Source organism: Meishania litoralis (genome assembly GCF_042611095.1).
Taxonomy (GTDB): Bacteria; Bacteroidota; Bacteroidia; order Flavobacteriales; family Flavobacteriaceae; genus Meishania; species Meishania litoralis.
Window position 1 is genome coordinate 868,217 of sequence record NZ_JBHFPV010000001.1, and the last position, 13,888, is coordinate 882,104.

The following is a 13,888-nucleotide window of genomic DNA, read 5'->3' on the forward strand; positions in this document are numbered from 1 at the left end:
ATTTGGATAGCTTTAATGGATTTTATTCCCCAGTACAACCGTACTACGGTCAAAATTTAACATTTTGAAATTTCAATTGTTTTAACAGTGTTTAAAGGTGCTTCCGTAACTAACAGACCTTGAAATTGTATCAAAATTTATGAAAAACAACTACGGAATACAATTACCGTAGGTCAACCGTAGTACGGTCTTTTTTTAACATATAAAAAAAGGAACGAATGATAGCAACTAGCGACTATTCCTCGCTTTTGTCCATTTCCGAAAGAAGGGAAGCTGTCAACTGGTCGAGGAATAATGTTCGGCTATTTTTGCGATTTTTAATGTCCTGAAATGTTTTGTAGATTTCCTTTGGAGTAAAGTCGAATACTTCTTGCAAAATTTTAGATAATTTAATAATACTTAGACCCTTTTGTTTTGTCATTCCAGCAGCACTTAGCGAATATAGAAGTTCAACCCAATCTGTATTTGTGAATGGCCAAGGAATTTTTTCCGTAGGTTTTATATTCACACTATTTCCATTTACTCTATTTTTAATAGAATTTTTCTTTTGGTCCATATAGTTGATTAAAGATATATAAGCCTTGAACTTTCCTAAAAGCATATCTCTCGGTGTACAAAAATCAGGGTCTTGAAAATAGAATTTGGAAGTAGTAATATGATAAATATCAAAATGCTCTCTGGTGTAATAAGCTTTGTCAAAATGGGTTGCACCAGATTTAACGTATTGCCCGAAATCAAGATTATAAAGAAAAAAGCGATTTAATTTATTGATTTTCTTTTTTACAAATTTTAATTGTGCAGCTCTGTCTGCTTTTGGGAATTGAATTTCAAAAGAATGAATTTCTGAGAAGTATATAAGCTTAACCAATGGCACTTGTTTTATTTTTTTGAAGAAGATTATTTCTTTCTCAACACTTTCAAAATCATTGGTCAGAATGTTTCTTTTGAAAGTACTAAGCAAGTTTCTGCTTAACTGAATAGAACGATAGGATTGTTCCAAAATCGGTAGATTTTCGAGCCTTATCTCGTCTAATGCTACGAGAAGATTTTTGCCTAACGTTTCTAAATCCATTTGCAGCCATAAATACAGTTAAGCCCAACAATATTGCGGGCAGTCTTAGTTTGGGTGGATTAGTTGTTGTTAGAGTTCTTTAGTTTGCGAATGCGCAGGACAGGTACTTTGTTAGCAGAACTTTTTACGACATGGGACATCTAAAGAACTATTGAAATGTAATAACATAATTTTGAAAGAAGCAAATTTTATTCCGTAGATATCTACGGAATAAACCGTATTTTCCTACGGTAATCGCTCTAGTATTAGGAACAACGCTACTTCGACTTTTTTCGGTATCGATTAATGAATTGTCTTCTATTTTTTACACCTGTTTTTTTATAGATGTTTGAAGCGTGTTTGGAGACGGTACTTTCAGCAATGAATAAATCCTTGGCTATTTGCTTATAACTAAGATTGCTCAGAATGGACAAGGTAATTTCTATTTCCCTTCTTGTCAAGTTTTCGTAAATAATTTTCGTATCTGCTGAGTGAATTGCTTGTTCTTTGCTCATAGCAAATACTTCGTACATTTTGGTCTTGTTTTCTAAAAAATATAAATGTCTATCTATTTCTATAATGGATATGGCGTAAAAAGCTGTGTTCATAACTGTAAAAGTCAACCATTGAAAATCCCCGATTAAGGTCAATATAGGTAACAATGCAATACTTGTCACACTAATCATCGATAATCTGTTACGACGTAGGATATATTCATTTGGATTGTTTGGATGTGAAATTCTTTCATAAAACATTCCTAAGAACACAAAGGCAAGAATTGAAATAGGTATGGTAAAAAGTAACCTTGAAGAGTCCAAGGAATAAGTAAAGAAGTATGGGATTAAAAATAGTATAATAAAACTTCCAGAAGACAAAATCGCCAAATTTCTAATGGAAGAATTGTACTTTAATACTATGATATCATATTCTTTATAGAGGTAGTAAACTATATAAACACATAAAGCTATGGCAACACCATAGGTTATGATATACTGAAGAATAAGAGGGCCAGGAAAATTCTTGATTGGCAAAAAACCACCGGTTAGATTATAAGTAATGAATAGTATACCCAAAGATAAAAATCGTTTATAACCACTTGAATCTTTTCTAGTTGAATAGTAGAGTGTAAACAATACAATGACTGTATCTAATAAAAGATAGAAAAAAGTAGTCCAATGTATTGATGTTCCAAACATTTATCTTTTTCATCGCTGCTCAAATTTGTTGGTTTCTAAATTTTTTTTCACATTTCCCCAATGAAATATAGTACCGTTCATTGCTACATATACATCTGGTTTTAGAAATTGAACTGAGCATAAGGCGTAACCTAAATTAAAAGGGGCATCTGTACCATTGGATGTGCCTAGAACAAATGAGCCAACCAAGACTATCGTTTTCTTTAGGTTAAGTTTTCCGATATATTTTGCGGTATCTTCCATAGTGAAAGTACCGTGGGTTAATATTATTTTTCTCGCGCTCGTAGCTTTGATTTTATCAACCAAAAGCCGGCGGTCATCATCTGTAATAAAGCGACTATCTTTATTGAGGACATTTTCTATCGAATAGGAAAATGAAACATTTGCCGACTTAAAAAATTCCTCAATTGAGATTTTATTTTCTTGGGTCTGCTTATTTTCTGTATCATAGTCCAGCCCCTCAATTGTACCGCCTGTTGTGATTATATGTATCATAAAATAGGACTTGTTGTGACCTATAAATATAATGGTTATTATTTGTAATTAATTTTCATTCAGTCAATTGTGGCGGTCAGGAATTCTAAGATTCCTTCCATTTCATTCTCTGCAATCGTACCGCATTTAAAATGGCCAACAAAGCGACACCCACATCCGCAAAGACTGCTTCCCACATTGTAGCTAATCCACCTGCACCTAAAATCAGAACTATTGCTTTCACACCAAATGCCAAACCAATGTTCTGCCATACAATTCTTCTGGTAGAACGACCAATTTTAATTGCTCGTGCAATCTTGCTCGGTTGGTCGGTTTGGATGATGACATCCGCCGTTTCAATAGCAACATCACTACCTAAACCGCCCATTGCAATACCTACATCGCTTGCCGCAAGCACAGGTGCATCATTAATACCGTCGCCTACAAAGGCTACCTTTGTATTTGGTTGCTTTTTTAGTTCTTCTACTTCGTTCAGCTTATCTTCTGGTAGCAAGCCGCCCTTTGCCCAATCAATATTGAGTTCATTGGAAACCTGTTGTGTAATGGAATCTTTATCGCCCGAAAGCATTATGATTTTTGATATACCTGCTTCCCTTATTTGCTTGATAGCTTGATGGGCATCTTCTTTAAATTTGTCAGCAATCGTTACATAGCCTACAAATTTTCCGTTTATGGCAACCATCACAATGGATTCAACAACATTATCCGTTTCAGAAGGAACCTCTATGTTGTTTGAGGCCATCAAAGCTTTATTACCGACCAACACCGTTTTTCCATTGACCGTTCCTTTTAGTCCCTTTCCGGCAACCTCTGAAACATCGGTCGCCTTATAATCCAAACCATCCGCTTTATATTCCAGTATCGCTTTGGCAATGGGATGGGTGGATTGTTCTTCAACCGCCATCAGGTATTTCATAAACTCAGCTTCGTCAAATGTGATGGACTTGATTTCCTTGATTTTAAAAACCCCTTTGGTAACGGTTCCGGTCTTGTCCATTACCACCGTATTTACCTTGGTCATTGCATCCAGAAAGGACGCGCCCTTGAATAGAATACCGTTGCGCGATGCTGCGCCTAATCCACCAAAATAGCCTAAAGGGATAGAAATAACCAATGCACAGGGGCAGGAAATCACTAGGAATATCAGGGCACGGTAGAGCCAATCCCTAAACACATAGTCGTCCACAAAAAAGTAAGGCAGGAAGGTCAGGCCAATGGCGAGGTACACAACGATTGGTGTATATATCCTTGCGAACTTCCGTATAAATAATTCTGTCTTTGATTTTCTTGCAGTCGCATTCTGTACCATATCCAAAATTCGGGCAATGGAACTGTCCTTAAATTCTTTATTGGTTTCCACTTGAATGACACCATTGAGGTTGATGCTTCCTGCAAAAACTTTTTCGCCTTTTGCAATGGTGTCGGGTTTGCTTTCACCAGTTATTGCAGCCGTATTCAACGATGCTTTTTCGGATAACAAAATGCCGTCCAAGGGAATTTTTTCGCCCACGCGTATCTGTATCTTTTCGCCAATCTCGACTGTTTCGGGGTTGACTACAACAAAATTCCTATCACGATAAACCACCGCTTCATCAGGTCGTGCGTCCAACAAAGCCTTAATGTTTCCTTTCGCACGATTAACCGCTGCACTTTGGAACAGTTCACCCACGGCATAAAATAGCATTACTGCCACACCTTCGGGGTATTCGCCTATGGCAAATGCACCCAAAGTGGCAATAGACATCAGAAAAAATTCAGTAAAAAAATCGTCATTCTTAATACTGTTCCATCCTTCCTTGATAACGGGAAACCCAACTGGAATGTAAGCCACCAAGTACCAAACGATTCTGACCCACCCCTTGAAAAATGGAAAGGCATCAAAATAATCAATGGCAATACCAACTATCAGCATCACAAAACTGAAAATTGCAGGTAGATAGGTTCTGAAACTAGATACTTGTTCAGGATTGCTGTGGTTATCCAGATGTTCCTTAGGGTTCAAATCGCGTAAGTTTACTTTTTTCTTTTTCATTTATTTTTTAATCACATTTGATGTCATTTCAAAAACTACTTTGATAATTTGAGTATTCTCAGAGCGCCGCGCATTACAAATGCAAATACAATTCCGCCTATTGCCAAATCAGGCCATTTACTATCCAAAAAATAGACAAGTGCACCCGCAAGTATTACCCCGCCGTTGACTATGATGTCGTTGGAAGTAAAAATGGCGCTTGCCTGCATATGAGCCTCTTTGCTATTGGTCTTGTTGATGAGCCAAAGCGATATCAAATTACCCGCTAATGCGAAAATTGAAACGATAATCATCCATTGAAACAGGGGTGTTTCGGTATTGCTAAAAAACCTTCTTAAGACCTCGGCAAACCCAAGCGTCGCCAACCCCATCTGAAAGTATCCGCTTAATTTTGCCACTTTCTTTTTTCTGGAAATGGCACCACCTACTGCAAAAAGGCTTAATGCATAAACGATGGAATCTGCCAGCATATCCAATGAATCTGCCACAAGACCCATTGAGTCTGATATCCAACCAGTAGTCATTTCTACTAAAAAAAAACCGAAATTAATACCCAAGACCCACCAAAGAATTCTTTTTTGTTTGGATTGGTCTTCCACTACTGGTGGTTCGGCCTCTGTAGTTCCCTCAAAGGAATCCCCAAGTTTTAAACTGGCTACAGATATTTGAATTTCTTCGATTCCATCCAGATGATATACTTCCAACTTTCTGTTGGGTATATCAAAGTCAAGATACTTGACTTGCTCAAAACCATCCAACTTCATCCGAATCATCTGCTCTTCCGATGGACAATCCATCTGACTTATTTTAAAAGTGCTTTTTTTCAAAATCAATCTAATTTGTTTGTATATTAAAGTAAATTACTACTGCATTTTTCACATATTCCTGTAACCACGAGATTAACATCTTCTGCCAAATATCCATCCGGTAAATTAATTTGCGGAATTCTATGTTCGGTCAAACAAATAGTTTCATTACAATTGGAACAATGAAAATGTAAATGCAAATCTTGTTCTATTTCACAATTACAGCCTTCTTCACAAAGGGCGTATTTAGAGATTCCAGTTCCGTCATCTATTTGATGCACCACGTTTTTTTCCTCGAATGTTTTTAAGGAACGGTACAATGTGGTTCTATCCGCTTTTTCAAAAGCAGATTCAATATCTTTCAAAGCAACCGCACTATTCTTTTGTGCCATAAACTTGTAGATAAGGATGCGCATCGCTGTCGGGCGTACCTTTTTTTCATTCAATAATTTTTCAATTTCACTCATATGTTCGTTCTAATCTGTATGTTAGTCATCATCACCAAGTTCGCCTTTTTTCATTTCTGCGATTAAATAGTAGGCATTATTATATGCGTATTTTGTGTTCGCTTCTTGTTCGGTCAGAAAATCGATGGAAACCCACTCACCATCTTGAGTGCTCTTTGTTACTTCATAGGGCATAAAAGCCCAATTATCACCTTCTTTTTTAGCTGAAAACACAAAGAACCTATCACCGTTAGTAACTATGGCACTTTCGGGGAGTGCCATAGCTTTGGAACCATCTATTTGAATGCGCCCTCGAATGTACATTCCTGGTATGAGGTTGCCTTCCTTGTTCTCGATTTCAGCGTGTACGTGTATTGCCTTGGGGTTTTGCTCAAAAGTCTTTCCTACGGAATATATTTCCGCAGTAAGTTCTTTACCCGGTATGGATTGGACGTTGAACCGAACTTTCTGTCCTACTTTGACTTTGTAAACATCCTTTTCAAAAACCATCAAATCCGCGTGTACGTGATGGGTGTCCACGATTTCCATTAAATCGGTCTGTGGTTCTACATATTGCCCTGTTTTGATTTCTACTTTTTGAACAAATCCTTCAATGGGACTTCGTAATGCCACACGCTGGTAAATTGTGCCGTTTCTTAGCCCAGAAGCACTAATACTCAATTGCTTTAGTTGGGCTTCCAATCCGTTTACCATACTACGCGAGGCCTGATATTCCGCTTCGGCCTTTTGAAAATTGGCACCGCTTCCCACCCCTGCATCGTACAGCGTTTTTTGTCGCTCATATTCTTTTTTGAGAAATTCTCTATTGCTGTATGCATTGAGGTAATCCGTCTGTTTTTGTATGATGTTGGGGTGTGAGAGATAGGCGACTGTTTGCCCTTTGTTGACCTTATCGCCCTCGATAACCTCTATGGAAACCACATTGGCACCTACAACCGTTGTTATGGTGGCCTCGTTTTGTGGTGGCACTTCGAGTTGTCCGTTGGCTTCCACATAACCACTCATATTGCGCATATGCAAAGTATCCACTTTCATTTGCAGGGCGTTAAACTGCTTTTCCGTCAATAATACTTCTTCGACTTCGCCTTCGGAATGCCCTTCTTCCATTTCGGAATTTATTTCTGTGTTCTCTTTAGTTTCGCTTTTTGAATCGCCACAAGCGGTCAACCCTAAAAGTATTGCCAGTAGCCCGATAATTGTGTATTTGGATATATTTTTCATTTTATTGCTTGAAATATTGTAGTTCAAAAACTGATTTTAAATAATTGTCGAGAGTGTTCAGTGCGTCCATTTCGGTCTGTATGGCATCCCGTATAATTTGCGTGAACGCGGCGTAGTCCACCGCACCTTCTTTGTATGCCAGCAATGCACCTTTGCGCTGTTCCTCGGCGAGTGGCAAGGCTTTGCCCCTATAAAATTGCCAAGATGCCTTCCATTTCTGATAGGACTGTACGGCTTGCTGATATTCGGATTGCATTCGGCGTTGGGTAAAATCCGCATTCGCCTTTGCAATTTCGCTGTCAATTTTAGCGGCTTTGGCCTGACTACGCTGTGTGCCTGAAAATAATGGGACGGAAATGCCTGCTTGATAGGTGTAAAATCCGCTATTGCCATCGACCTGTTGAAGTCCACCTTGTAGGTTCAACTTCGGTAGCAAATCGGTACGGGCTTCATTATAGTTCGCTTCGGCTTCGTCGATGCGCCTTTGCGAAAGTTTCAATTCTGGATGATTTTCTATACTTGTAGGTATTTCCAAAACGGATATTTCACTTTCGTTCAGTATGTCGGGAACCGTGTAATACGTTTCTGAGACCAACCAAAGATTGAGCTTTTGCAGGGCTATGAAATAATCACTTTCTGCCTGTTGCAATTTATTGTTGATTTGCAAGGCTTGATTTGTGGCCGAAGAATATTCCAATCTTGAAATGGCTTCTACCTCAAAGTTGAGTTCGATGGCCTTTTCAAACTGTAAATAAATGGAATCCAGTTCACGGTACAGTTCATATTTCTGTCGCTGTTGGTATGCCAGCGACCACGCCTTTTTTACTTCCTGTTCCACTTGCAGTTCGGAAAGGTCAAGAGCAGTTTCGGCCAATGTGATACGATGTTTTTGTAAACGCTTCTTTGCACCGATTCCGAACAGATTGATGTTCTGCTGCCCTACACCAACCAATGTATAGACACCCTGACCCACTCTTACTTCCTCACCGCCCGTGAAAACTTGGGTCTTGCCAAGGTCATAAGCCGTGCCTTTAAGGGCGTTCTGTTTTTGGATTTCCAACTGTTTTGTTTTCAAAAGCGGATAGTTTTTCTTCGAGATTTCCACTGCCTGTTCCAATGAGATAACCGGTAGTGAGTCTTTCGGTCGGACTTGTTGGGCTTTCACCAAATTGGACGTAAACAATAGACAGACTACTGCCGTAGCGGTAACGAATTTTGGATTGGGTTTTTTCTTCCGTTCTGAACGTTTCTCTACCCATTGATAAAAAATGGGAAGGATAAAGAGCGTCAAGAGCGTGGAAGTAATCAATCCACCGATTACCACGGTTGCCAAGGGTCGTTGCACTTCTGCCCCTGCAGAAGCTGAAATCGCCATAGGAAGAAATCCTAAAATATCGGTAAATGCCGTCAACATAATGGGGCGCACTCTGCGTTTTGTTCCCTCAACAATGCGGTCTTTCAAGTTGGTTACACCTTCTTCCTTTAGTTCGTTCAGACCGCTAATCATTACCAGTCCGTTCAATACTGCGACCCCAAAGAGCACGATAAAGCCGACCCCTGCGGAAATACTAAAGGGCATATCCCTGAGCCATAGGGCAAAAATACCGCCTATGGTCGCCATAGGGATAGCCACGTAAATCATTAAGGTCTGCGGAAAGGATTTTAATGCAAAATAAATCAAAATGAAAATCAACAATAAAGCAATCGGGACGACGACCTGTAATCGCTCACTTGCCCTTTCGAGATTTTCAAATGCACCGCCATACCGAATAAAATAGCCGGGTGGTAAATCAAGATTTGCATCCAGTTTGTCCTTAATCTCTTTAACCAAGGATTCCACATCACGTCCACGTACATTTACACCTACATAGGTTCTGCGGTTGGTATTGTCGCGACTTATCTGCATCGGTCCTGGTGTGTACTCGATATTTGCCAATTCTTGAAGTGGAATTTGGGAACCGTTCGGTAAATCGATAAACAGATTCCTTATATCGTTGATGTCGGTTCGGTTTTGCTCGTTGAGCCTAACGACCAAATCGAAACGCTTTTCGCCTTCAAAGATGACACCTGCATATCCGCCTGCAAAGGCGGATTGCACCATCATATTCAGTTGGTCAATACTGACCCCGTATTGTGCCAGTTTATTGCGATTGTACTTTATCGTCATCTGGGGCAGTCCCGAAGTTGCTTCCGCCCTCATATCACCTATGCCTTCGGTCCCCGCAATGATTTTAGTAATCTCGTTAGCTTTTGCAGCAAGAACATCGATATCCTCACCATAAATTTTAATAGCAACATCTTCACGGATGCCTTCCAAAAGTTCATTGAACCTCATTTCGATGGGTTGGGTAAACTCAAAATTAACGCCCGGGATAATGCTTACCGCTTCCTTCATCTTGTCGATAAGCTCATCCTTAGATTCAGCGGACACCCAATCGTCCTTTGGGTTCAGTATGACAAACACATCGGCAAAGTCCATTGGCATTGGGTCCGTGGGTACTTCGGCCACCCCGATACGGCTTACTATTTTATCCACTTCGGGAAATTCCGCCTTTATAATACGCTCGACTTTGGTAGTGGTCTCTATGGTTTCGCTGAGCGAACTTCCAGGCTTAAGTATGGCGTGAAATGCAATATCACCTTCATCTAGTTGAGGAATGAATTCGCCACCCATTTTGGAAAATACAAATACAGCTATTGCGAATGTTGCAACTGCAATACCCACGACCCACTTTCCTTTTTTTAAAGCTCGTAATAAAAGAGGTTTATACTTTCTTTGCACCCAAAATACAAAACGGTCGCCCCACGATTTCTTTTCTGTCTTGGGTGGTTTTAAAAATATTGCGGACATCATTGGTACATAGGTTAGGCAAAGAAACATAGCACCTATCATAGCAAATATGAATGTAAGCGCCATTGGTTGAAACATTTTGCCCTCAATACCTTCCAACGCCAGTATGGGCAAGAACACAATTAGAATTATCAATTGCCCAAAGAAGGCAGCGTTCATCATCTTTTTTGATGCATTTGCGGCTATATCATCACGTTTTTCCTTGTTTAAAGACTTCTTTTTTAAGATGTAGCTTCCCATTAAGAATACGCTGGCTTCCACGATTATTACCGCCCCATCTACGATAATGCCAAAATCGATAGCACCTAAGCTCATCAGGTTCGCCCATACGTCAAAAACGTTCATAAGAATAAATGCGAACAATAGGGACAGCGGAATAGTGGAAGCTACAATCAACCCACCACGCCAGTTACCCAAGAGGAAGACCAAGACGAAAATTACGATGAGTGCGCCTTCCAAGAGATTGTTTCGTACCGTTCCCGTGGTTTCGCTTATTAACTTGCTTCTATCCAATAAAGGCTGTATGACAACCCCTTCCGGTAGGGACTTCTGTATTTCGGCCATTCGCTCTTTTACACGGACAATGACATCGTTTGAATTTGCCCCTTTGAGCATCATAACCAACCCACCAACGACCTCGCCTTCGCCATCCTGTGTCAAAGCCCCATATCGAACAGCTGAACCATACCGTACATCGGCAACATCGCTTACGGTAATGGGCAAACCATTTTCATTTTTAATGACTATTTTTTTAATATCATCAAGGCTTCGCACTAAACCTTCGCCACGGATGAAGTTGGCTTGATGGTTTTTCTCAATGTACGCACCACCCGTATTTTTGTTATTTGTTTCCAATGCCTTAAAAACATCCGTAATCGTTAGTCCGATTGCCCTTAATTCGTTAGGGTCAACGGCGACCTCATATTGCTTTATTTTTCCGCCGATGGCATTAATTTCCACAACGCCAGGTACCATTGCCATTTGCCGTTGCACAATCCAATCTTGCATTGTACGCAAATCGGATAAGGAATATTTATCTTGAAAATTAGGTTCGACTTTTAGGGTGTATTGATAGACTTCGCCTAAGCCTGTGGTAATTGGACCGATAGAAGGTTGACCAAACCCTTCAGGAATCTGTTCACGTACTTCGGTCAGTTTTTCGGAAACAAGCTGACGGGGTAAGTAAGTTCCCATATCGTCATCGAAAACGATGGTAACCACGGAAAGTCCAAAACGCGAAACCGAGCGAATTTCCTTTACATTGGGCAAATTACTCATCGCAACTTCTACTGGATAGGTTACGAATTGCTCGATATCCTCTGTGCCCAGATTGGGCGATTGTGTGATGACTTGTACCTGATTATTGGTAACATCCGGCACAGCATCAATGGGAACTTGGGTCATACTATAAATACCGGCACCAATTAGAGCCAATGTAAGCAGACCGATAATGAATTTGTTATTGATTGAAAACTCAATGATTCTGTTAATCATAGATAAAGAGGGTATTAATTCAGTTTATATTTGCATTGAACACATTGAATACAATACAACGCGCAGTATTGATATATCCAAATTTGGATATATCAAAACAGGATATAGCTATCCCATCAAAACTGAATTATGCCCGAGGGGGCTGAAAAAGGGAAAGGGGTATGTCTTTGCCCAAGCTATCAAAGTGGGCAAAGTTATCTTGTGGAATTACTGGCTGTAGTGGCTCAAAAGGCACAATACCAAAGTCTATACTGTGACAGTGGCAACATTGACACTCACAGAAAGGCGAGCACAATTCGCAGCCTTGGTCGTGTTCGCCATCAAAATCAACTACAAACACTACTTGGGAATCATCTTTTGTTTCCGCAGTATCGCTACAAGGCACTAAGTTTAGTGCCAGAAAGTAAATTGATAGTATGAATGCAAAATATTTCAAGTTACAAAGATAAAAATATTTTCGTGCAACTGTGTTGCAAAGATGAGTTACACTATTGAATCGAATCAATTACACTTCCACAAGTTAACATCTGTTCCCCATAATATGGGTTGTTAATCTCTTTATCCTTACTTATCCAGAATGCCCCTCTGTTATTATTTGCCATTGGACATTTTTGAATATATACCTTCGGGTTTAAGCCTTGTATAGTCTTTACAATCGGTACGAAATTTTGGTTCAATACAACAAAATGACTACGCTGATTTTCAATGTCAACACTTTCAGCAATTGACAACAACATCTTTTTGATTTTGGAAATATGAGCTTGTTCCATTTTACCCAAACCTGAATCAGAAAGAGACTTTAATTCTTCCAAGGTGTTTTTTGAGAAAGTTGAAACCTTTTGAGAATCACTAGCTACAAAGGCGTCTTTCATTTTAAGATATGGTTTCAAAACAGATTGAAACGCAATTTGGAATGTCTTTGGTAATTTCATTTGCATTGTTGAACTACCATTGGTTTCATTACCTGTATTCTGCGTTCCTAAATGCCCTTCGTGACCCGTCATAGTTTTGCCGCCTGATTTGTTCATCATTGACTTCTTACCTTGCAACTGCGCTGCTGCATCTACCGTGAATGTTCCATTGGTTACTATCTCATCACCCTCTTGTAATCCAGAAGCAACCATAAATATGTCGCCAACTCTATTGCCGAGTGTTACTTCCTGCATTTCAAAAACTGGTTCATTGGGATTGGTCTTTATATAAACCAATGAGCGTTCACCTGTCCACAACACAGCACTCGCTGGAATGCGAAGTTGAGCCTCTGAACCATTTGATTTGCTTTTGATTTTACCTGTGACAAACATTCCTGGCTTAAAAAGTCCTTTGTTATTTTTCAAATTAGCACGCACTACTACTGTCCTAGTCTGGGTATTCAAAACAGGGTCTATAAAGGAAACCGTAGCATCAAATACTTCATTTTGATAGGCGTTGGTAGTAACCTTGATTTTTTGTCCTTTTTTAAATTCAGAAATCTGATTTTCATAGGCATCAAATTCCGCCCAGACGGAATTTAAATTGCTAACTTTTACAATCGGTTGCCCTTGTTTTACATAGTCGCCTTCAGAAGCCATTTTTTCAGATACTGTGCCGCTAACGGTAGCGTATATAGGAAAGTTTTCTCTAACTTTTCCAGATTCCTCTATACTATTGATTTGGCTTTCTGAAAGCTTCCAAAGTTTAAGCTTGTTGCGTACCGCTTTGTATAATTCTGGTTGAGATGCTTTAAGCGAAGCTGCGGTAATCAATTCTTGTTGAGCCGCTACCAAATTTGGTGCATAAATAGTGGCAAGCAATTGTCCTTTTCTTACTTCCTGACCTTCAAAGTTGACATTGAGACGTTCAATCCTGCCGTCAAAATAACTAGCTTGAATCGCGTTTTCTTCCTCATTCATTTTAATTTTTCCTGAAAGGGAAATCATATTCTCGTTGTCCGCAGATGTATTGCCTACAATAGTGGTTTGAATGTTTGCCAAAGCCATTGCATTTTTCGTCATCTTTATTTCGTTCATCGCAAGACCATCAGCACTAGATTCAGCTGGAATTAAATCCATACCACAAATGGGGCAATCCCCAGGTTCTGGTTGCATAATTTGTGGATGCATAGAACACGTCCACATCTGTTCAGCATTTTCGCCTGAATGGTCGTGCGTTTCGGTCATATCCGTCTCATCTTTTTCGATAGAACCACCACTAAAAATGAGCCACCCACCGAGCAGTCCTAAAAGAGCTGCGATACTGATGTATAAAATGTTTTTATTCATAACTTTTCAATTTT

At 39.6% G+C, this 13,888-nt stretch carries 10 protein-coding genes; all 10 read right to left on the reverse strand.

Features of this window, described 5'->3' with window-relative positions:
* Nucleotides 1–235 precede the first annotated feature (235 nt).
* Nucleotides 236–1,072: an RteC domain-containing protein gene (locus ACEZ3G_RS03920; protein WP_340200755.1), complete on the reverse strand. Its 837-nt coding sequence runs from the start codon at nucleotides 1,070–1,072 to the stop codon at nucleotides 236–238.
* A gap of 257 nt (nucleotides 1,073–1,329) precedes the next feature.
* Nucleotides 1,330–2,247: a LuxR C-terminal-related transcriptional regulator gene (locus tag ACEZ3G_RS03925; RefSeq protein WP_340200757.1), complete on the reverse strand. Its 918-nt coding sequence runs from the start codon at nucleotides 2,245–2,247 to the stop codon at nucleotides 1,330–1,332.
* A gap of 9 nt (nucleotides 2,248–2,256) precedes the next feature.
* On the reverse strand, nucleotides 2,257–2,742 hold the full coding sequence (locus ACEZ3G_RS03930; protein ID WP_340200759.1) for an asparaginase domain-containing protein: 486 nt from the start codon (nucleotides 2,740–2,742) through the stop codon (nucleotides 2,257–2,259).
* Between the two features lie 85 nt (nucleotides 2,743–2,827).
* Nucleotides 2,828–4,774, reverse strand: a complete 1,947-nt coding sequence (locus ACEZ3G_RS03935; protein WP_340200761.1) for a heavy metal translocating P-type ATPase — start codon at nucleotides 4,772–4,774, stop codon at nucleotides 2,828–2,830.
* Nucleotides 4,775–4,809: 35 nt separating this feature from the next.
* On the reverse strand, nucleotides 4,810–5,571 hold the full coding sequence (locus ACEZ3G_RS03940) for a cation transporter (RefSeq protein ID WP_449288533.1): 762 nt from the start codon (nucleotides 5,569–5,571) through the stop codon (nucleotides 4,810–4,812).
* Between the two features lie 53 nt (nucleotides 5,572–5,624).
* Nucleotides 5,625–6,047, reverse strand: coding sequence for a Fur family transcriptional regulator (locus ACEZ3G_RS03945; RefSeq protein ID WP_340200764.1), 423 nt, complete (start codon nucleotides 6,045–6,047; stop codon nucleotides 5,625–5,627).
* 21 nt (nucleotides 6,048–6,068) lie between these two features.
* Complete coding sequence (locus ACEZ3G_RS03950) at nucleotides 6,069–7,268, reverse strand: efflux RND transporter periplasmic adaptor subunit (RefSeq protein WP_340200967.1); 1,200 nt, start codon at nucleotides 7,266–7,268, stop codon at nucleotides 6,069–6,071.
* 1 nt (nucleotide 7,269) lies between these two features.
* Nucleotides 7,270–11,613 carry a CusA/CzcA family heavy metal efflux RND transporter gene (locus tag ACEZ3G_RS03955; protein ID WP_340200766.1) on the reverse strand — a complete coding sequence of 1,448 codons (4,344 nt, stop codon included), beginning with the start codon at nucleotides 11,611–11,613 and terminating at the stop codon, nucleotides 7,270–7,272.
* A 127-nt stretch (nucleotides 11,614–11,740) separates the two neighbouring features.
* Nucleotides 11,741–12,118 carry a DUF6660 family protein gene (locus tag ACEZ3G_RS03960; RefSeq protein WP_432424153.1) on the reverse strand — a complete coding sequence of 126 codons (378 nt, stop codon included), beginning with the start codon at nucleotides 12,116–12,118 and terminating at the stop codon, nucleotides 11,741–11,743.
* Nucleotides 12,102–13,874 (reverse strand): efflux RND transporter periplasmic adaptor subunit, encoded by a 1,773-nt coding sequence (locus ACEZ3G_RS03965; protein WP_340200768.1) that lies wholly within the window; start codon nucleotides 13,872–13,874, stop codon nucleotides 12,102–12,104. The genes ACEZ3G_RS03960 and ACEZ3G_RS03965 overlap by 17 nt, the downstream gene beginning before the upstream one ends.
* Nucleotides 13,875–13,888 lie beyond the last annotated feature (14 nt).

Excerpts from the sequence above, each read along its gene's own strand:
- ACEZ3G_RS03950 (WP_340200967.1), bottom strand. The coding sequence starts at position 7,268 with ATGAAAAATATATCCAAATACACAATTATCGGGCTACTGGCAATACTT.
- ACEZ3G_RS03955 (WP_340200766.1), bottom strand. The coding sequence starts at position 11,613 with ATGATTAACAGAATCATTGAGTTTTCAATCAATAACAAATTCATTATC.
- ACEZ3G_RS03930 (WP_340200759.1), bottom strand. The coding sequence starts at position 2,742 with ATGATACATATAATCACAACAGGCGGTACAATTGAGGGGCTGGACTAT.
- ACEZ3G_RS03940 (WP_449288533.1), bottom strand. The coding sequence starts at position 5,571 with ATGGATTGTCCATCGGAAGAGCAGATGATTCGGATGAAGTTGGATGGT.
- ACEZ3G_RS03945 (WP_340200764.1), bottom strand. The coding sequence starts at position 6,047 with ATGAGTGAAATTGAAAAATTATTGAATGAAAAAAAGGTACGCCCGACA.
- ACEZ3G_RS03965 (WP_340200768.1), bottom strand. The coding sequence starts at position 13,874 with ATGAATAAAAACATTTTATACATCAGTATCGCAGCTCTTTTAGGACTG.
- ACEZ3G_RS03935 (WP_340200761.1), bottom strand. The coding sequence starts at position 4,774 with ATGAAAAAGAAAAAAGTAAACTTACGCGATTTGAACCCTAAGGAACAT.
- ACEZ3G_RS03920 (WP_340200755.1), bottom strand. The coding sequence starts at position 1,072 with ATGGATTTAGAAACGTTAGGCAAAAATCTTCTCGTAGCATTAGACGAG.
- ACEZ3G_RS03925 (WP_340200757.1), bottom strand. The coding sequence starts at position 2,247 with ATGTTTGGAACATCAATACATTGGACTACTTTTTTCTATCTTTTATTA.